General features: G+C 71.5%; 15 protein-coding genes and 2 pseudogenes. 7 read left to right on the forward strand and 10 right to left on the reverse strand.

What is annotated here, in order from left to right:
• The first annotated feature begins 41 nt into the window (after positions 1 to 41).
• From Vau01_RS03905 to Vau01_RS03915, 3 genes are all read left to right on the forward strand, one after another.
• Positions 42 to 908: a lytic polysaccharide monooxygenase auxiliary activity family 9 protein gene (locus tag Vau01_RS03905; protein ID WP_203987247.1), complete on the forward strand. Its 867-nt coding sequence runs from the start codon at positions 42 to 44 to the stop codon at positions 906 to 908.
• Between the two features lie 36 nt (positions 909 to 944).
• Entirely contained in the window at positions 945 to 1,310 is a 366-nt protein-coding gene (locus Vau01_RS03910) for a tetratricopeptide repeat protein (protein WP_203987251.1), read from the forward strand.
• 107 nt (positions 1,311 to 1,417) lie between these two features.
• Positions 1,418 to 2,917 (forward strand): outer membrane protein assembly factor BamB family protein, encoded by a 1,500-nt coding sequence (locus tag Vau01_RS03915; RefSeq protein WP_203987254.1) that lies wholly within the window; start codon positions 1,418 to 1,420, stop codon positions 2,915 to 2,917.
• A gap of 3 nt (positions 2,918 to 2,920) precedes the next feature.
• On the opposite strand, the gene Vau01_RS03920 is transcribed toward Vau01_RS03915, so the two are convergent.
• The 5 genes from Vau01_RS03920 to Vau01_RS03940 all read right to left on the reverse strand — a co-directional run bounded on the left by Vau01_RS03920 (position 2,921) and on the right by Vau01_RS03940 (position 6,556).
• Positions 2,921 to 3,967, reverse strand: a complete 1,047-nt coding sequence (locus Vau01_RS03920) for a hypothetical protein (protein ID WP_203987257.1) — start codon at positions 3,965 to 3,967, stop codon at positions 2,921 to 2,923.
• Complete coding sequence (locus tag Vau01_RS03925) at positions 3,964 to 4,449, reverse strand: SigE family RNA polymerase sigma factor (protein ID WP_203987260.1); 486 nt, start codon at positions 4,447 to 4,449, stop codon at positions 3,964 to 3,966. The genes Vau01_RS03920 and Vau01_RS03925 overlap by 4 nt, the downstream gene beginning before the upstream one ends.
• A gap of 65 nt (positions 4,450 to 4,514) precedes the next feature.
• The gene (locus Vau01_RS03930) at positions 4,515 to 5,348 is read right to left on the reverse strand and encodes a phosphoribosylaminoimidazolesuccinocarboxamide synthase (protein WP_203987263.1); all 834 of its coding nucleotides are present in this window, start codon (positions 5,346 to 5,348) and stop codon (positions 4,515 to 4,517) included.
• A gap of 13 nt (positions 5,349 to 5,361) precedes the next feature.
• On the reverse strand, positions 5,362 to 5,706 hold the full coding sequence (locus Vau01_RS03935; protein ID WP_239151282.1) for a VOC family protein: 345 nt from the start codon (positions 5,704 to 5,706) through the stop codon (positions 5,362 to 5,364).
• 40 nt (positions 5,707 to 5,746) lie between these two features.
• Positions 5,747 to 6,556, reverse strand: coding sequence for a helix-turn-helix domain-containing protein (locus tag Vau01_RS03940; protein ID WP_203987267.1), 810 nt, complete (start codon positions 6,554 to 6,556; stop codon positions 5,747 to 5,749).
• Positions 6,557 to 6,632: 76 nt separating this feature from the next.
• Between Vau01_RS03940 and Vau01_RS03945 the strand changes: the two genes are divergently transcribed.
• Both Vau01_RS03945 and Vau01_RS63145 read left to right on the forward strand, forming a co-directional pair.
• Positions 6,633 to 8,279, forward strand: a complete 1,647-nt coding sequence (locus tag Vau01_RS03945; protein ID WP_203987269.1) for a sodium:solute symporter family protein — start codon at positions 6,633 to 6,635, stop codon at positions 8,277 to 8,279.
• Between the two features lie 12 nt (positions 8,280 to 8,291).
• The gene (locus tag Vau01_RS63145) at positions 8,292 to 8,579 is read left to right on the forward strand and encodes a hypothetical protein (protein WP_239151276.1); all 288 of its coding nucleotides are present in this window, start codon (positions 8,292 to 8,294) and stop codon (positions 8,577 to 8,579) included.
• Between the two features lie 40 nt (positions 8,580 to 8,619).
• On the opposite strand, the pseudogene Vau01_RS03950 reads toward Vau01_RS63145, so the two are convergent.
• Positions 8,620 to 10,734: pseudogene (locus Vau01_RS03950) on the reverse strand (MMPL family transporter); the annotation flags it as partial.
• 47 nt (positions 10,735 to 10,781) lie between these two features.
• On the reverse strand, positions 10,782 to 14,072 hold the full coding sequence (locus Vau01_RS03955) for an ATP-binding protein (protein ID WP_203987273.1): 3,291 nt from the start codon (positions 14,070 to 14,072) through the stop codon (positions 10,782 to 10,784).
• A 105-nt stretch (positions 14,073 to 14,177) separates the two neighbouring features.
• On the opposite strand from Vau01_RS03955, the gene Vau01_RS03960 reads away from it, so the two are divergent.
• On the forward strand, positions 14,178 to 14,825 hold the full coding sequence (locus Vau01_RS03960; protein WP_203987275.1) for a hemerythrin domain-containing protein: 648 nt from the start codon (positions 14,178 to 14,180) through the stop codon (positions 14,823 to 14,825).
• A gap of 63 nt (positions 14,826 to 14,888) precedes the next feature.
• On the opposite strand, the gene Vau01_RS64510 is transcribed toward Vau01_RS03960, so the two are convergent.
• Positions 14,889 to 15,686, reverse strand: a complete 798-nt coding sequence (locus tag Vau01_RS64510) for an LppU/SCO3897 family protein (RefSeq protein WP_203987277.1) — start codon at positions 15,684 to 15,686, stop codon at positions 14,889 to 14,891.
• Between the two features lie 226 nt (positions 15,687 to 15,912).
• Here Vau01_RS64510 and Vau01_RS03970 point away from each other — a divergent pair, with 226 nt between their 5' ends.
• Positions 15,913 to 16,626 (forward strand): neutral zinc metallopeptidase, encoded by a 714-nt coding sequence (locus tag Vau01_RS03970; RefSeq protein WP_203987279.1) that lies wholly within the window; start codon positions 15,913 to 15,915, stop codon positions 16,624 to 16,626.
• 2 nt (positions 16,627 to 16,628) lie between these two features.
• Here Vau01_RS03970 and Vau01_RS03975 read toward each other — a convergent pair.
• Together Vau01_RS03975 and Vau01_RS03980 are read right to left on the reverse strand one after the other, a co-directional pair.
• Positions 16,629 to 17,819: pseudogene (locus tag Vau01_RS03975) on the reverse strand (bifunctional glycosyltransferase family 2/GtrA family protein); the annotation flags it as partial.
• Between the two features lie 238 nt (positions 17,820 to 18,057).
• A partial coding sequence (locus tag Vau01_RS03980) for a mannosyltransferase YkcB-related protein (protein ID WP_506018174.1) occupies positions 18,058 to 18,562 on the reverse strand: 505 nt, incomplete at its 5' end.

The following is an 18,562-nucleotide window of genomic DNA, read 5'->3' on the forward strand; positions in this document are numbered from 1 at the left end:
TAAAGGGAACCGAACCGGTGACCGCCGCGTACCACCCGGCGATGATTTCGGCCCGAATCAGCGTCGTCCTGGCCGCGCCCGTCCTGGTCGCGGTCCTCACCGGTGTCCCCGCGCTGGCGCACGGCGCGCCCACCACGCCGCTGAGCCGCTCCGCCGGCTGCCAACCCGGCGGCAAGTGGGAGAAGACCCCGGCGTGCAAGGCCGCGGTGGAGACGAGCGGCAAGCTCGACTGGGACAACCTGCGGCTGGCCAACGTCAACGGCAAGGACCGGCAGAAGGTACCGGACGGCAAGCTGTGCAGCGCCGGCAAGGACGAGTTCCGCGGGCTCGACCTGCCCCGGGCCGACTGGCCGACCTCGTCGTTCGCCGGCGGAAGCCAGGTGACGTTCACGTACAAGGGGACGATCCCGCACCAGGGCACGTTCCGCTGGTACCTGACGAAGACCGGCTACGACCCCACCAAGCAGCTGCGCTGGGCCGACCTCGACGACGCGCCGTTCCTCACCGCCAAGGACCCGCCGCTGAAGAGCGGCAACTACACGATGACCGGGAAGTTTCCGGCCGGCCGCACCGGGCGTCACCTGATCTACACGGTGTGGCAGAACTCCAGCACGCCGGACACCTACTACTCGTGCTCCGACGTGGTCCTCACCGGCGGCACCCCGGCGACGGCGGCCACCCCCAGCGGCACCGCGAAGGCGACCGCGTCGGCCAGCGCCAGCGCGAGCACCGCGCCGGCCGTCGAGGCGACCGCCTCCGGAACGGCCGTGGCCGACCTGCCGCCGGTGAAGCGGGTGAGCAACACGAGACGGATGGCGCTGCCCCTCCTCTTCTCGGGCGTGGCCGGCCTCGCCCTCGCCACCGCCGCGCTCCTGTTCGTCCTCCGGCGCCGCCGCGCGTCACCCTGACGGGAACACCGCGTGACCTCTCCCGGTTATCCGGACGTGGATATTCATGCGGAGTACGAACGGGCGGAGTCCCTGCTCGACGCCGGCCGGCCGATCGAGGCCGCCGACGCGCTGCTGCCGGTGATCGCCGCCGAGCCCGACAACGCGGCCGTGCGGTCGCTGCTGGCGCGGGCCTACTTCCACTCCGCCCAGCTCAACCGGGCGGAGCAGCAGCTGCGCTGGCTGATCGACCGCGACCCGAGCGACCACTACGCCCAGTTCGTCCTGGGCCGGACGCTCGAACGCCAGGGCCGCCCCGAGCAGGCGTTGCCGCACCTGCGGCTGGCCGCTGTCATGCGTCCCATCGAGGACTACACCACCGCGCTGCGACGCGTGGAGGCCAACAACCGACCGAACGGGTGACCCTGACCCGACTCGAAGGGGCTGGCAGCAGCTGATCTGTCGCCGAAAGAGGCGACGGTGACCCGCAGTTACTACCCGGAGTAGGTGATCGTCGACATAATGTGCCGGTGAACCGCCTCGCGCTGTCCGGCGCCCTGGCCATCGTCGTCGCCGGCACCGCCGCCGTCGTGCTGTGGCGTCGTTCCCACGAAGGAACCCCGCCCCAGGTCGGGCAGCCGCCGAGCTCCGCTCCGGTCGCGGCGTCGACGGCCCCGTCGCCGCGGTTCACCGGCTGGAGCGACCCCGCGGGGGTCGGCCGGCCGTACGGCGACAAGGTGCCCGGGTTGCTCACGTTCCGTGGCAACCCGACCCGCACCTACTACGGGACCGGCCCGATCCCCCGCACCCGGCCGACCGAGAAGTGGGCGTTCCCCCGCTCCGGCGCCATGTGCTCGACCTCCGTCGACGAGCACGGCCCGAGCGAGTGGTGCGGCTCCGGCTGGACCGGGCAGCCGTCGGTGTTCGAGCGCAACGGGCGCACCTGGGTGGTGTTCGGCGCCTACGACCGCAAGGTCCACTTCCTCGACGCCGAGACCGGCGAGCGCATCCTGCCCGACTTCCCCACCGGCGACATCATCAAGGGCTCGGTGACCGTCGACCCGGACGGCTATCCGATCGTCTACACCGGTTCGCGCGACAACTACTACCGGGCCATCGCGATCGACCGCGAGGTCCCCACCGAGCTGTGGAAGCTCTCCGCCGACGCGGTGTCGCCGACCAAGTGGAACAACGACTGGGACGGCGCCGGCCTGGTGATCGACGACTACCTGTTCGAGGGCGGCGAGAACAGCCAGTTCCACATCGTGAAGCTGAACCGCGGCTACGACGCGGCCGGCAAGGTGACGGTCGCGCCGAAGCTCGTGTTCAACGCGCCCGGCTGGGACGACCAGTTGCTGGCGGACATCGGCCACGGCAACGTGTCGATCGAGAACTCGGTGGCCATCGTCGGCGACACCGTCTACTTCGCCAACAGCGGCGGCCTCGTGCAGGGCTGGGACATCAGCGGCCTCAAGGCGGGCAGAGCGCCCACGCGCGTCTTCCGCTTCTGGACCGGCGACGACACCGACGCCACCATCGTCGCCGACGAGCAGGGCATGCTGTACGTCGGCTCCGAGTACGAAAAGGCCAGTGCCCGCTCGAAAGAGGTCGGGCAGATGATGAAGCTCGACCCGTCGAAGCCCGACAGTCCCCTGGTCTGGAAGCTCGACGACCGCCCACGCACACCGGCGGGCGTGTGGGGCACACCCGCCCTGTACAAGGACATCGCCATCTTCGACACCACCGGCGGCGACGTCCATGGCGTCGACCGCGCCACCGGCACCGTCCGCTGGACCTTCCACCTGCCGAGCGGCCAGGTGTGGCAGTCCCCCGTGGTGATCGACGGCACCCTCGTCATCGGCGACTGCCTCGGTGACCTCCACGCCTACGACGTCTCCGACACGACGAAGCCGCCGACCGAGCTGTGGACCATGAAGGTCGGCGGCTGCATCGAGTCGACGCCGGCCGTCTGGAAGGGTCGGATGTACTTCGGCACCCGGGCGGGCGCCTTCCACGCGCTAGCGGCCTGACAATTAGGGGCCCAGCCAGCGGATCCCGCTGGCGACGGCCCGGAACTCGTCGAGCGTCAGGAGCGGGGCAATGGCGGGGCCATCCACCTTGGCCATCGCAGGCTGCCACACCTGGACGAATCCGTGCGGCGGCCAGTCGACCGCGACTCCCTTGTCCTGGCCGAGCCGGAAGGCCGCTTTGCCCCCGATGTCGGCGAAGCGGGTCACGCCCGGTGGCGGGTTCGAGGCGGACCAGGCACCCGGCGCGAACGACACGGTGATCCGGCCCGAGCGGTCGAGCATCGGGAAGTCATAAACGATGCCGTCTTCGGTGATGCCCTCCGCGGTGTTGATCGCCTCCTCGGAACCGGATGTGATTTCGATGTTTCCGTAGCCGTCGGGGGTCGCCCCCGTGATGCCGACGATGCGCATCCCGGCCGGCAGGTGGGTCAGTTCGAACGCCAACCGCACCGGCTCCGGAGCGCCCTCGGTGACTCCTGCCGCGATCCGTTCCGCGTCGGTCTGCACGGCCGGCTGGGAGTCGCCACCGCCCGGCCCCCCTCGCCCGAATTCGAGATCGGCCCAATGGCCGGACGGCAACTGCCACAGGATCAGCGTCCGCGTCGGCCTGGACACCAGCCGCCCCGGACGCCCGCCGACCTGGATCTGCTGCCATCCCGACTTGTCCAGCTTGGGCTGCCAGTCGACGTGCGAGACGGCGACCCGCAGGTAGACAGCACCGCTCATCGGGTACAGGACCTCCTCGCCGGTGTCGGACGCCGAATACGTCGGCGGGCTCAGTCCATCGGGCAGCCAGCCGAACCGGACGGTGCGCTGAAAGTCAGGGGTCGGGATCGGCGCCGGGCTGGCGGCCTGCTCGGCCTGCCACGGAACGGTCACGACAAGGCCGCCGGCGAGGGCCAGGACGGCCAGTACCGACGCCGCGTACCCGGCCAGCCGGCGCTGTCGCCGTCGCCTGATCCCGCCGGCCATCCCGGCGAGGACGTCGTGCGGATCGGGCGCCAGCCTCTCGTCCGACGCCAACGCGTCTGCCAGCAGTTGTTCGTTCATCGGATCGCCTCCAGATCATTCTGCCGATCGATGCTCATTCGCAGGGCCGACATCGCCCGGGAGTGGAACGTCCGCACGGCCCCTTCGGTGCAGCCCAGCAGGTCGGCGATCTCGGCGGTCGAGAGCCCCTCGTAGTAGCGGAGCACCACGACGGCCCGCTGGCGCGGGGGCAGCAACGACAGGCGGCGCACCAGGTCGGCCCGCTCGACCGACGCGGCGGCATGGTCGACGACGACGCCCGCAGCCGGAAGCTGCGCCGCAAGAGCCCGCCGCCGCAGCAGCCGCCGGCGCCACGACAGGTACTCGCGGACGATCATCCGGCGTACGAATGCCTCCGGGTGCTCGACCCGGGACCACCTGGCATGCAGCCGGACGAGCGCATCCTGGACGACGTCCTGCGCCAGGTCACGATCGCCGGCGAGCACCGCCGCGTAGCGTACGAGCGCCGTGAGCCGCACGGCCACGAACTCGTCGAACGTCATGGACGCCACCTCTCCCCTGAACGAATGTCACCGGGAAGACGTCACCAGCCGCCAGAAACGCATCGTCAGAAGGGCAGACCCGTCAATCTCTCGTAGGCCTCGACGTACCGGGCCCGCGTCGCGGCCACCACGTCGGCCGGCACGGCGGGCCCGGGTGGCTGCTTGTTCCAGCCCGTCGACACGGCCCAGTCGCGGACCATCTGCTTGTCGAACGGGCGCTGCGGGCGGCCGGGCGCCCAGTCGTCGGCCGGCCAGAAACGGGACGAGTCCGGCGTCAGCACCTCGTCGGCCAGGATCAGGGAGCCGGCCGGGTCGAAGCCGAACTCCAGCTTGGTGTCGGCGATGATGATCCCCCGCGCCGCCGCGATCTCCGAGCCGCGCGAGTACACCTCCAACGTCAGCCGCCGCAGGTCCGCGGCGACATCCGCGCCGACCCGCTCGACGACCTCGTCGAAGGTCAGAGCCGAATCGTGCTCACCCAGCGGCGCCTTGGTGGTGGGCGTGAAGATCGGCGCGGGGAGGCGCGAGCCCTCGACCAGCCCCGGCGGCAGCTCGATCCCGCACACCGTGCCCGACCGGTCGTACTCGGCCCGCGCCGACCCGCTCAGGTATCCCCGCGCCACGCACTCCACCGGAACCATGTCCAGCGCCCGGCACCGCACCGCCCGCCCGGCCCACTCGTCCGGTTCCGACACCGCCGCGATGACGTGGTTCGGCACCAGGTCCTTCAGAAGCGAGAACCACCACAGCGACAGCCGGGTGAGCACCCGTCCCTTGTCCGGCACCGGCGTCGGCAGCACCACGTCGTACACCGACACCCGGTCGGACGCGACGAGGATCAGCTCCTCCCCGTCCCGGTAGACGTCGCGGACCTTTCCCGAGTGCACCAGCGTAGGCATGGTGCCCATCCAATCAGGGCCGCATCAGCATCCACTGGATGCCCCACGGATCACGCAGCCGGCCGCCCCGGCCATATTCATGATCGGCGACCGGGTAGATCACCGAAGCGCCGCCGGCCTCCATCGCGGCGGCCACCTCGTCGGGGTCGGTCACCTCGAGCGCCATGATCAGCGAGACCGGCTCATCGCCGTCACCCTGATCCTTGATCCCGACCACCCCGGCGCCCCCGAACGACACCTCGGCATGAACAATTCGCCCCGAATCATCCGAGAAGGACTCGCCCGGAACGGCCCCGAACACCTTCGCGTAGAAGTCGATGGCGGCGCGGGCGTCCGACACCACCAGTCGTGGGTACATGCGCGTCACAGTCATGAGCCGAGCATGCCGCCCGCGACGGTCACGGGATTGTAGAAACCGGCACGTGGTTCGGCTCGGCCGGCGACCTCGGCCGGTACGCGCCCGGCGTGGTCGCCGCCAGCGACCGGAAGTCGTGGATCAGGTGGGCCTGGTCGTGGTAGCCGTGCTCGGCCGCGATCCGCGCCCAATCCGGCATGACCGCGTCGGCCGCGACCCGCACCACGCGCTGGAACCGCCGCACCCGCGCGAACCGCTTCGGCGCCAGCCCGATCCGTTCGGCGAACTCGCGGCCGAGGCGGCGCGGCGTCCACCCGAGGCGATCGGCCGCTTCGGCGACGGTCGCCCCGCGGTGCAGGTCCGCGGCCGCGGTTGCGACCGCGGCGTCCTTTTCGAGGGGACGCCGTGCGCACTCGAACAGAGCGACCTCGACCTCGGAGAACAATGCCGTCGGGCTCGCGGCTGACAACAGCCGCTCCCGGAGCGAAGCTCCGGCCCGGTGACCCCACAGGTCGTCGAGGTCGACCAGGCTGCTCCGGAGGTCGGCGGCGTCGGCGGGCAGGAACGGGTACGAACCGCCCACCCGGAACGCGACCCACACGATCCGTCGCTGGTCGGCGGGGTCGATGAGCATCGGCCGGTCGTGCGGCCCGTTGACGGCGGCACCGCCGGTGATCGTGGGTGGGCCGCCGTCGACGGGGTAGCTACCGAGTTCGTCGCGGTCGAGGTTCACCAGCAGTTGCACCGTGCCGGTCGGCAGCGCCAGTTCGCGGCCCGGCAACGAGGCCGTCTCGGCACAGCCGATCGACGACACGAACGGCGCCAGCCACGGTGACGGCCGGTGAACCCACATATCGCGAGATTAGCTCCCGCTACCTGCGGGTAGCACGCCATTCAACACCTGTCGATCCCTCTCGGGGAGGCATGACGTGACCGGTCTCCGCCTGGACCTGAACGTTGTCGACTACCTTCTGCTCGCGCTGTACTTCGCGACCGTGCTCGGGGTCGGCTTCGCGGCCCGCCGGTCGATCCGCACCAGCGTCGACTTCTTCCTCTCCGGCCGGTCGCTGCCGGCGTGGGTCACCGGCCTGGCGTTCGTGTCGGCGAACCTCGGTGCGCTGGAGATCATCGGCATGGCCGCCAACGGCGCCCAGTACGGCCTGATGACCGCGCACTACTACTGGATCGGTGCCGTGCCGGCGATGGTGTTCCTCGGCATCGTGATGATGCCGTTCTACTACGGCTCGCGCGTGCGCAGCGTCCCCGAATTTCTCCGCCTGCGCTTCAATCGACCCACCCACCTGCTGAACGCGGTGACGTTCGCGGTGGCCCAGATGCTCATCGCCGGCGTGAACCTGTACGCGCTGTCGATCGTGATGCGGGCGCTGCTCGGCTGGCCGCTGTGGACGTCGATCGTCCTCGGCGCGGCGATCGTGCTGGTGTACATCACGATCGGCGGCCTGACCTCGGCCATCTACAACGAGGTGCTGCAGTTCTTCGTGATCCTGGCCGGCCTCATCCCGATCGTGGTGATCGGCCTGGTGAAGGTCGGCGGCATCGACGGCCTGTTCGACCGGGTCCGCGAGATGGACGTGCTCGGCGAGGCCGGCCTGCACACGTGGAGCAACACCGGCGGGTCCGACAACCCGTTGGGCGCCAACTGGTTCGGCATCGTGTTCGGGCTCGGGTTCGTGCTCTCGTTCGGTTACTGGACCACGAACTTCGCCGAGGTGCAGCGGGCGCTGTCGGCGAAGAACATGAGCGCGGCCCGGCGCACGCCGATCATCGCCGCGTTCCCGAAGCTGTTCATCCCGATCCTCACGATCATTCCCGGCCTGGTGGCGCTGGTGACCATCGAGGGCCTCGGCGCCGAGAAGGGCGACCTCCAGTACAACAACGCGATCCCGTTGCTGATGCGCGACCTGCTGCCCAACGGCGTGCTCGGTATCGCGGTGACCGGCCTGATCGCGAGCTTCATGGCCGGCATGGCGGCCAACGTGTCGGGCTTCAACACCGTGTTCACGTACGACATCTGGCAGACGTACATACGCAAGGACCGCGACGACGACCACTACATCCGGGTCGGCCGGATCGCGACCATCGGCGGTGTGTGCGTCGGCATCGGCACCGCGTTCATCGCCGCCGGGTTCAGCAACATCATGAACTACATCCAGGCGCTGTTCTCGGTGTTCAACGCGCCGCTGTTCGCCTGCTTCATCATCGGCATGTTCTGGAAGCGGATGACAGCGGTCGCCGGTTTCTGGTCGCTGCTCTCCGGAACCGTGGTGGCTCTCGGCACCTACCTGCTGTACCTGGCCGACGTGCTCCCGTTCAACTCCGACCTGGAGGAGAGCTTCTGGGGCGCGGGCCTCGCGTTCGTCACCGTGGCGGTCGTGGCCGCGGTGCTCACACCGGCGACGCGGCCGAAGTCCGCCGAGGAACTGCGCGGCCTGGTCTACGGCACCGCCGACCTCGGCGTGCTCGACCCGGAGGACCGGGTCTGGTACCGGTCTCCCGTGCTGCTCGGCTCGATCGCCGTCGTCCTGTCCGTCCTCCTCTACATCCCGTTCTTCTAAGGGGTTCGCGCCATGGCTGAGACTCCCATCGACGAGACAGCCGAGCGGTCTGCCGCCGCCCGGCTGTTCGACGTGCGCCGCGTCATCGGCGGCCTGTTCACGGTCTACGGCGTCATCGTGACGCTGATCGGGATCTTCGACTCCGAGGCCGAGATCGAGAAGGCGCAGGGCGTGAACATCAACCTCTGGACGGGACTGGCGATGCTGGCTCTCGGTCTGCTGTTCCTGCTGTGGCAGTGGTGGCGGCCGGCACAGGCGCCGGCTCCGCCGCCCGAGGACGACGACCGCCCTCTACATTGACGGTCGGCAGGATCCGGTCGAGCCACCTCGGGATCCACCAGTTGCCCCGGCCCAGCAGCGCCATCACGGCGGGCACCAGGAGCATCCGCACCACCGTCGCGTCGATGAGCACCGCGACCGCCATGCCCACACCGACCATCTTCACGGTGATGTCGGGGTCGAGCGCGAACCCGATGAACACCGCCACCATGATGGCCGCCGCGCTCGTGATGACCCGGCCGGTGGCGGCGAGGCCGCGTACCACGCTGCCGTGCGCGTCACCGGTGGCCAGCCACAGCTCGCGGACCCGCGACAGCAGGAACACCTCGTAGTCCATCGACAGGCCGAACAGCACCGCGAACATCAGGATCGGCACGAAGCTCGACACCGGCACCGCGTGCGGCAGCCCGAGCAGTTCGGCGCCCCAGCCCCACTGGAACACCGCCGTCATCACCCCGTACGCCGCGGCGACCGAGAGCAGGTTCATCGCCGCCGCCTTGAGCGCCACCACCGGCGCCCGGAACAGCACGGTGAGCAGCAGCAGCGACATCGACACCACGAACGCGACCACCACCCACAGCCGGTCGGAGAGCCGGTCGACGATGTCGGCGAACACCGCCACCAGGCCGGTGAGCTCGGCGCCGCCCGGCAGCACCTCGGCCCGCAGCGTCGTCAGCAGGTCGGTGGTGCGGGTGTCCTGCGGGCCGGTGGTCGGCTCCACGAAGATCACCGCGGTGTCGCCGGCGGCGTTGGTCACCGGCGGAGTGACGGCCGCGACGCCGGGCGTGGCGCGCAGCCGCTCGGCCAGGGCCGGCAGGGTGTCCGGCGCCACCTTGTCGAGATCGATGGCCACCACCAGCGGACCGTTGGCGCCCGCGCCGTACTCGTCGGCGATCAGGTCGTAGGCGACCCGGGCCGTGTTCGAGGTCGGCTGGCTGCTCGCGTCCTGCGGCCAGGTGCGCATCACGAGCACCGGAGCGGCGAGCGCGAGCAGGAACACCAGGCCGGCGATCGCGACCGGCCACGGCCGGGCGGCGACCGCGCGGGCCCACCGCTCGGTGCGGGTCGGCCGGGCATCGAGCGTCGTGTGTGCGTCGCCGGCATCGAGCGTCGTCTGTGCGGTGCCGGCATCGAGCGTCGTCTTCGCGGCGGCCCGGCGGACCTTGCGCGGCAGCATCCGGCGACCGGCCAGGCCGCACAACGCCGGCACGAGCGTCACCGCGCTGATCATCACGAGGCTGACGATCGCGAACGTCGCGTACCCGAACGAGGTGTACGTGGGCAGGCCGGCGAACGCCATGCCGAACAGCGAGACCAGCACCGTCGAACCGGCCACCAGCACCGAGGCGCCGGCGGTGGCGTTCGCCTCGGCCGCGGCGTCCACAGTGGACAGGCCGCGCCGCAGCCCCTCGGTGAACCGGCTCACCAGCAGCAGCGCGTAGTCGATGCCGACGCCGAGGCCGACCATCGTCGCCACGGTCGGTGCGGTGACGCTGATGTCCGTCACCGCGGCCATGAGCGTGATCACCGACATGCCGACGCCGAGCCCGAAGAGCGCGACCACCAGCGGCAGCCCGGCGGCGACCACCGAACCCAGCGCGAGCACCATGATGATCAGCGCCGCGACGATGCCGATCGCCTCCGCGACGCCGCTCGGCGCCTGGATGTTCTCGACCACCTGGCCACCGAGTTCCACCTGGAGGCCGGCGTCCCTGGCGGGCTGGGCCGCCGCCCGCAGTTCGTCGATCGTCTCGACGCCCTTCAGGTCGGTGACGGGCTTCAGGTACCGCACCGAGATCAGCGCCGTGTCACCGTCGGCCGACGGGCGCGCCTCACTCACGTCCCCGACATCGGGCAACCGCTCCACCCGGCTGCGCACCTCGGCCAGCACGCCCGGGTCGATCCGGTTGCCGGTGCGGTCGTGCACCACCACCCGCGCGCCGGCGCCGCTGAGTTCCGGGAACCGTTCGGCCAGCAGGTCGGCACCCGCCTGCGACGGCGCGCCGGAAACCGTGTAGTTGTCGTGGGTCTCGCCGCCGATGACGCCGGCCAGCCCGACGGTGGCGACGAGGATCAGCAGCCAACCGGCGAGCATGCGCCACGGGTGGGCGGCGGCCGTCGCACCCAGTCGGGCGAGCGGGCTACGGGTCGGAGAACGCATGGCAAACCTCCACATTGGTCGCCAGCAGAATCAGCGGCACCGCTTGCCCGCTACTTGGAGCGCTACTTGGAACGGGCTTGGAGTCTCGCCGACGCTGCACGGGCCGCTGTGGCCCAGTGCTCGGACGAGCACCGTTCCGCGACTGTGACCGCCTCCGCGAAATAGTCGGCTGCGTCACGTTCCCGGCCCAGCAGCAGCGACAGTTCGCCGAGCGAGTGCGCCACCGGACGCATCGCCACCGAGCAGCTGCCCACCGACGCGAGCGTGCCCCGGCTGGGCAGCAGGAACTCGATCAGCTCCTCGGCCTCGCCGGTCGACCCGAGCGCGGTGACCACCATCGCGCGGATCGTCGCCCACACCGCCCCGAAGTAGTCCCGGCGCAGCGGTGCCGGCACGCCCCGGACCCGTCGCGCCTCGTCGAGCCGGCCGGCGGCGATCAGCGTCGCCGCGTGCGGATCGGCGGCCAGGTTCTCGCGGCCCGGCCGCACCGCGCGGATCATCGGCTCCAGTTCGGCGAGCCGACCCTGGCTGGCCCGCAGCGTGAACATCGCCACCACGGCATAGTCGACGTGCAGGCTCGCGCGCCGCACCATGTGCTCGCCGATTTCGAGGTAGATCCGCTCGGCCGTGTCGAAGTCGCCGGTGACGTGGGCGTAGGTGGCGAGGCCGGTCCGCGACGCGTCCTCCGGATCGCTGAGGTGGTGGGCGCGGGCCAGGTCGAGGCCCTGGGTCAGGCGCCGGCGCATCGTCGGCAGGTCGCACCGGACGGCCGCGGTCTGGGCCAGGACGTGCTCGGAGTACCAGCGGTAGGCGCCCATCCCCGGCGCCTGTGCCACCTCGGCCAGGTCCCGGGCCAGCCCGGCCCGCCGGTCGGCGTCGTATTCGAAGCTCAGCTCCTGCAGCACCGTCACGATGGCCAGTGCCAGCAGCCCGGGATCGCCCGACGCCCGGGCCAGGCCGAGGGCCTCCTCCGCGGCCCGGATCGCCCGCGGGTCGTTCTCGCCGGTGAGCTCGGCGCCGAACGAGCCGAGCAGCAGGCACCGGGTGGCCGGGTCGTGGGTGCGGTCGAGCAACCGCTCCAGCCGGGCGACGACGGGCCGGTCGACCTCGCCGTAGGTGTGGATCTCCCAGGGACTCGGTGCGGTCCAGGCGGTGAACGCGGCGAGCACGAGATCGTCGCGTCCGGCGGCCTCGGCGACGGCCACCGCCCGCTCCCGCGCCCTCCGGGCCAGCCCGACCTGCCCGTTGCCGATCCGCGCCCGCAACAGCCGGCCGAGCACGTCGACCCGCCGCTCCACCGCCCCGGTCACAGGGCCTTGCAGGCGGTCGAGGCAGGTCAGCGCCTGTTCGTACAGCTCGGCGGCGGTGTCGTACGCGTACCGCCGCTCGGCCAGGTCGGCCGCGCCGAGGTTCACCGCCACCGCCCGCTCGGCGGTGTCGGCGGTGAGGCCGTGGGTGTGGTGGTGGGCCAGGGCGGGCAGGTCGTGCGGGCGCAGCCGGTCGAGGGCCCGGGCCACGCGGGCGTGCATGCGGGCCCGGCGCAGGTGCGACAGGTCGGCGTACAGCGTGTCGCGCACCAGCGCGTGCACGAACCGCACCCGGCCCGGGCCGGGCTCGGTGAGCAGGCCGGCGATCAGGCCGGCTTCGAGCGCGTCGAGCACGCCATCCTCGTCGGTGTCGGCGGCGTCGACGAGGAGGTCCACGTCGGCCTCCCGCCCGACCGCCGCGGCCAGCCGCAGCACCGCCACCGCCGGCGGGGGCAGCCGGCCGAGGCGGCGGCGCAGCACGTCGCGCACGCCCTCCGGCACCTCCGACACGGCGACGAGCGCACCCTCGCTCGCCAGCAGCCGCGCGCTCTCGCACAGGTAGAACGGGTTGCCGCCGGTGCGTTCGGCCAGCGACCGCACGGTTTCGGCAGCCACGGGAGCGCCGGCCACCGCCTCGACCAGCGTGGCCGCGTCGTGGTTCGTGAGGCCGGCCAGCGCTGCCCGGTGCGGCGAGTACCGGGCCAGCGTGGCGAGCACGTCGTCGAACAGCGGGCCGGCATCGACCGGTCTGTACGCGGCGACCAGCAGCACCGGCGCCGGCCGGGTGTCGGCGGCGGCGCTCGTCAGCAGGGCGAACGTCTCGGCGTCACCGCGGTGCAGGTCGTCGAGCACCACCGCGAGCGGCCGGTCGGCGGCGGCGGCGCGCAACCACGCCGTCACCGCCCGGTGCAGCCGGAACCGCTCGGCCGCCGGGTCCGGCGGGGCGGCGCCGGGCGCGTCGCTGAGCAGCGGCTCCAGCGCCGCCGCGTCGGGCGGCGGAACCGACCCGCTCAGGTCGCGCAGCGCCTCCACCCACGCCCAGGCCGGCGGCGCGCCGTCGGCCTCCGGGCAGCGCCCGGCGACCACCCGCCAGCCGTCGCCGGTCAGCTTCTCCACGAACCGCCGGAGCAGGGCCGACTTGCCCGAACCGGCCTCGCCGGAGACCAGGGCCAGCGCGCCGGCACCGGCCGCCGCCGTGGTGGCGGTGGTCGCGAGACCGGCCAGCTCCGCGTCCCGTCCAACAAAAAGCTCTTGCCGGACGGCCGTGAGCGCCGGACCGGCCTCGCGTTGCTCCGGCCTGTTTTCTGTCCGGGGCAACGCGACGCGCTGGGTGAGGATCGCCGCTTCGAGGTCATTGAGCCCCGGGCCCGGATCGATGCCGAGCTCGTCGGCGAGGATGCGCCGGGCCTCGCGCAGCGCGGCGAGCGCGTCGGCCTGGCGGCCGGTGGCGTAGAGCGCGAGCGCGAGCAGCCGCCACGCCTCCTCCCGCAGCGGGTGCTCACCGGTGAGCACCTGGGCGGCGGGCACCGCCTCGGCGGGAGCGCCGGCGCGGATCGTCGCCTCGATCAGGCGCTCCCGCGCGACCACCCGCAGTTCGGCGAGGCGGGCCGCCTCGGGTGCGGCCCACGGCTCGTCGGCGACCTCGGCGAACGCCGGCCCGCGCCACAGCCGCAGGGCCTCGGCGAGGTCGTCCCTGCTCTTCGCTTCGGTGAGGGCGGCTTCGAACCGCCAGGCGTCCACCTCGGTGGGTTTCAGTCTGAGCGCGTACCCGGGTGGCGCGCTGACCAGCACCGTCGCGGGCGTGCGCGGCTCCCGGTGCGGTTCGAGCCCACGTCGCAGGTTCGACACGTACGCCTGGAGCGAGGCGATCGCCTTGCGGGGCGGCTCGCCGCGCCACAGGTCGTCGATGAGCCGGTCGACCGGAACGACGTCGCCGCGCGCGGTGACGAGGAGCGCCAGCACGGCGCGTTGACGCGGCCCACCCAGATCGACGGTGTGCCCGTCGACCTCGGCTTCGAGCGGCCCCAGCACGCGCAAGCGGATCATGTCGCCGCCATCGTAGGGGCGCCAAACGCCGTCCAAGTAGTCGCCAAGTGGACCGGGTCATCGTCGGCACGTTGATTTCTACAGGCGAAAGGCCCCGTTATGACCATGACTGCCCGCACCGACACCCACGACATGATCGTGGTCCACCGCGTGTTCCGCCGGGAGTTCGCGATGGCACCGCGCCTGATCCGCGCCGTGCCCGCCGGCGACGTGACCCGTGCCCGCGTGGTGGCCGAACACATGCGCGACATCTACGCGGGCCTGCACGGCCACCACACCTCGGAGGACGAGCTCCTGTGGCCGCTGCTGCTGGCCCGGGTCGACCTCGACGCCGACAAGGTGCTGCTGATGGAGGCCCAGCACCAGCGGGTCGACGCCCTGCTGTCGCGCGCGCTGTCGCTGTTACCGGAGTGGGAGGCCGCGGCGGCGCCCGACGTCCGCGACACCCTCGCCGACGTGTACGACGCGTTGTGGCCGGTGCTGCTGGAGCACCTGGCGGCCGAGGAGTCCGAGGTGCTGCCGCTGGTGGCGGAGCACGTCACCCAGGACGAGTGGAACCGGCTGGGCGAACGCTTCGAGCACGAGACGCCGAAGAGCAAACTGATGCTCTTCCTGGGCGCGCTGCTGGAGGAGGCCACGCCGGCCGAGGCCGCGCTGATGCTGGGCAAGTTGCCGGCGCCGGCGCGCCTGATCTGGCGCCTGGTGGGCCGGCGCGCATATGCCCGCCGGATCAGGGTGGTGCGTGGCGCCTGAACGGGAACGGCTCCGGGCCGGGCGCGGAGCGCCCGGGCCGGAGCCGTTCCCGACCTCGAAAGGTCAGCGCTTCTTCAAGCAGAGGACGTAGTCGCCGCCGCTGCCGGGCGACTTGTCCATCACGTAGCTGGCATTCCACTTGCCGCTACCGGCGAACGTGTCGCACTTGTTCTCGTCGGTGCTGCCGGGGACCTTGGCCACGACCTCGTACGAGTTGGCCGTGGTGCAGGCGACCTTGCGCACCTCGGGGTCGTTCTCGGTGCCCTCGTTGACGAAGCAGTCGCCCTTCACGAAGGTGTCGGGGTTGCTCCCCCCGGAACCGCTCGTGGGCGTGGACGTCCGGGTGTTGGTGGCCGTCGAGGTGGGACGGCCGGTGGTGCTGGCGCCGCCGGACGGGCTGGCCGTCGACGTCGCGGTGGGGTCGGCGACCGGGTCCTTGTCGTCGTCCTTGGTGAGGGTGTACGCCGCGAAGATGCCACCACCACAGAGCGCGAGCAGAACGATGCCCGCGATGATCAGGACGATCTTGGTGCCACCGCCGCCGCGGGCCGGAGCCGGCGGCTGGTAGCCACCGTAGCCACCGGGCTGCTGGCCGAAGCCCTGCTGCTGCTGGGCGTAGGGGTCCTGGAAGCCACCGCCCGCGCCGTACGGATCGGCGGGCGGCGGGTAGCCGCCACCGGGCGGCGGCGGGAAGCCACCGGCGCCCGACACGGGCGGCTGGTAGCCACCGCCGGGCGGGAAAGCTGAGGTGGGCGGCGGGTATCCGCCAGGGTTCTGGGGTGGCGGATACTGCGGAGCACCGCCGTACGGATCCTGGGGCGGCCCACCCCACGGCTGCTGGGGGGGATCGTAGTTGGACATCAAACTCCTCGGGGTGCCTACCGTGCTCGCCAGTGGACTCACGGCACCCGTTGCACGGTAGCGCCTACCGTCCAGTCGTGCCGGCCCGCCGTGACCGGCGTCATAGCCTACGACATATCTATACGGGCCGCGTCCCCCACGGGTTCAGGCCGAACGGGCCGATCCTGCATGTTCCGGACCCGACCGGGGTATTGCCGCAGAACAACCCCGATCTGGGAGGTACCCGGTGATCCGCCGCCTTGCGGTTCTCGCTGCCGTCGTCCTGGCGACGGGTGCCTGCTTCGTCGGCACCGGCTCCGACGACTCGGGTCAGCCCGAACCGGGCTCGCCCGCGCCCGGCAGCCCGGGAAACCGGGCCGAGCAGCCCAGCACCGAGGAGTTCGAGAAGGACATCCGCGACGCCGCCAGCAGCGCCGCCGACTACTGGAAGGCCGTGTTCGACCGCTCCGGCATCCGGTTCACCCGGGTCCGCGACATCTTCCCCTACACCAGGGAGGGCGAGGTGAGCTGCGGCGGCGACCCGATCCCCGCGAACAACGCCGTCTACTGCTCGGCCGGCGACTTCATCGCCTACGACGCCAACTTCGCGGTGACGGCGTTCGCGAAGGTCGGTGACGCGTTCCTCTACTACCTTCTCGGGCACGAATACGCGCACGGTATCCAGGTGCGTCTGGGCATCCAGTACTCGTACACGATCCAGCAGGAGCTGCAGGCCGACTGCATGGCCGGCGCCTACATCGGCGACTCGGTCAAATCGGGCGCGCTCACCCTGGAGGACGGCGACATCAACGAGTTCCGCGACGGGCTGCTCGCCGTCGGTGACGACCCGAGCGTCCCGTGGTTCACGCCGGGCGCCCACGGCACCGCCGCCCAGCGCTCCGAGTCGTTCTTCAGCGGGTACGAGAAGTCGCTCGCCGCCTGCGACCTCCCCCGCGGCTGAGGTCCCGACGAGCGGCGGAACATCAGCCGCAACAACAGGAACCGCACCAGCGTCGCCACCAGGTTCGCGACGGTCAGGATCACCACCTCGACCGCGCGGGGCGGCTCCGCCGCCAACCCGGACAGCAGCATGAGCGCCCCGCTGGTCACCACCAGCCCGATGCCGAAGATCACCAGCCCCTGCAGGTGGTGCCGGCCGAGGCCGGATGAGCCCCGCACACCGAACGTGAGTCGCCTGTTCGCGGCCGTGTTCGCCACCGCGGTAACAAGTAGCGCCAGCAGGTTCGCCGGCTGCGGCCCGACGCCGAGCCGCAGCAGCGCGTAGATAACAAGGTAGGCCAGCGTGCTGGCGACCCCGATCGCGGCGAACCGCAGGAGCTGGCCGCCCAGGCCGTCCGGCACGCCCGGCCGCTGCCGACCCAGCTCCCGCCGCAGCCCCTGCATCGGCAGCGCACCGGTGGCCAGGCCCCGGCCGAGCCGCGCGATGCCCTTGAGATCGGCGACCGCCGTCGCCACGATGTCGACCCGGCTGTCGGGGTCGTCGACCCAGTCCACCGGCACCTCGTGGATGCGCAGGCCGGCCCGCTGGGCCAGCACGAGCAGTTCGGTGTCGAAGAACCAGCCGGTGTCCTGCACCAGCGGCAGCAGCCGGGCGGCGACGTCGGACCGGATCGCCTTGAACCCGCACTGGGCGTCGGAGAACGACGCCGCGAGCGTGCGCCGCAGCAGCAGGTTGTAGCCGCGCGAGATGAGCTCCCGCTTGGGTCCGCGCACCACCCGCGAGCCGCGCGCCAGGCGGCTGCCGATCGCGAGGTCGGAGTGCCCGGAGATGAGCGGCGCCACCAGCGGCAGCAGCGCCGCCAGGTCGGTCGACAGGTCGACGTCCATGTAGGCGAGAACGGGGGCGTCCGAGCCGGTCCAGGCCGCGCGGAGCGCACGGCCGCGGCCCTTGGCGTCGAGACGCAGGTGGACGACGTGAGCGAACTCCCCGGCGAGCTGACGCGCGACCACCGGCGTGTCGTCGACGCTGGCGTTGTCGGCGATCGTGATCCGGAACGGGTACGGCAGGTGCGCTTCGAGGTAGGCGTGCAGCCGCCGGACGCACGGGCCGAGGTCGCGTTCCTCGTTGTATACCGGGATCACCACGTCCAGGACGGGCGTGCCGCTCGGCCTGGTCAAGGTCGGGATGCTCATGCCAGAACGATCGTTCCGCCCCCTGTCCCGACCGTGTGGCAACCCTATGCCCCACCTATGAACACCCCCGGAGTCGATCTTGCAGTTGTGCCCGCCTTTTCGCCGGAATTCGCCCGTTTTTTGGCGAGCACAACTGCAAGATCGGCGACGTTGAGCCCACCGGACCGTACGTTTGCGGATCTTGGACTCCCCGCGGTGCCATAACCCCTACGGGAGTCCAAGATCGCGGGGAGTTGGGCTACGAGAGGTCGTAGATGGTTACTCCGCCGACGGTTTGGGCGTCGTAGTTCTCGGACACCCAGGTGGCGATCTCCTGGGCGGCCTCGCTGCCGCCGTTGGAGCGCATCCCGCCGCTGCCGACGAAGTAGTGGATCCTTCCGTCCGCGACGTACTGCTGGAACTGCTCCAGTGTCGGGGCGGGGTCGCTGCCGTTGAAGCCGCCGATCGCCATCACCGGGAGGCCGGTGCCGAGTTGGATGCCGGCGGCGCTGTTCGCACCCACGGCGGCGGCCACCCACGTGTAGGAGTCGGCGTCGGTCTTCAGCCGGGACACCAACTCGGCCGACGGGGTGCCGGCGGTCAGCAGGCCGCCGATGCCGCCGCCACCGCCGTTGCGGGTGCCGTTGGACGCGCCGCCGGGTGCCATTCCGCCCCGGCCGCCGAAGGCCTGGCCGCCATTCGCACCGCCATTGGCGCCGTTCGCGCCGGCCTGGCCGTTGGCGCCGGCTTGGGCGCCGTTGGCG

This window comes from Virgisporangium aurantiacum (assembly GCF_016863635.1).
In the GTDB taxonomy this organism is placed as follows: Bacteria; Actinomycetota; Actinomycetes; order Mycobacteriales; family Micromonosporaceae; genus Virgisporangium; species Virgisporangium aurantiacum.

Bases quoted from the DNA above. Each gene is read 5' to 3' on its own strand.
- Vau01_RS03905 (WP_203987247.1), top strand. From the start codon at position 42: ATGATTTCGGCCCGAATCAGCGTCGTCCTGGCCGCGCCCGTCCTGGTC.
- Vau01_RS03920 (WP_203987257.1), bottom strand. From the start codon at position 3,967: ATGAACGAACAACTGCTGGCAGACGCGTTGGCGTCGGACGAGAGGCTG.
- Vau01_RS03925 (WP_203987260.1), bottom strand. From the start codon at position 4,449: ATGACGTTCGACGAGTTCGTGGCCGTGCGGCTCACGGCGCTCGTACGC.
- Vau01_RS03930 (WP_203987263.1), bottom strand. From the start codon at position 5,348: ATGCCTACGCTGGTGCACTCGGGAAAGGTCCGCGACGTCTACCGGGAC.
- Vau01_RS03935 (WP_239151282.1), bottom strand. From the start codon at position 5,706: ATGTACCCACGACTGGTGGTGTCGGACGCCCGCGCCGCCATCGACTTC.
- Vau01_RS03940 (WP_203987267.1), bottom strand. From the start codon at position 6,556: ATGTGGGTTCACCGGCCGTCACCGTGGCTGGCGCCGTTCGTGTCGTCG.
- Vau01_RS63145 (WP_239151276.1), top strand. From the start codon at position 8,292: ATGGCTGAGACTCCCATCGACGAGACAGCCGAGCGGTCTGCCGCCGCC.
- Vau01_RS03955 (WP_203987273.1), bottom strand. From the start codon at position 14,072: ATGATCCGCTTGCGCGTGCTGGGGCCGCTCGAAGCCGAGGTCGACGGG.
- Vau01_RS03960 (WP_203987275.1), top strand. From the start codon at position 14,178: ATGACTGCCCGCACCGACACCCACGACATGATCGTGGTCCACCGCGTG.
- Vau01_RS64510 (WP_203987277.1), bottom strand. From the start codon at position 15,686: ATGTCCAACTACGATCCCCCCCAGCAGCCGTGGGGTGGGCCGCCCCAG.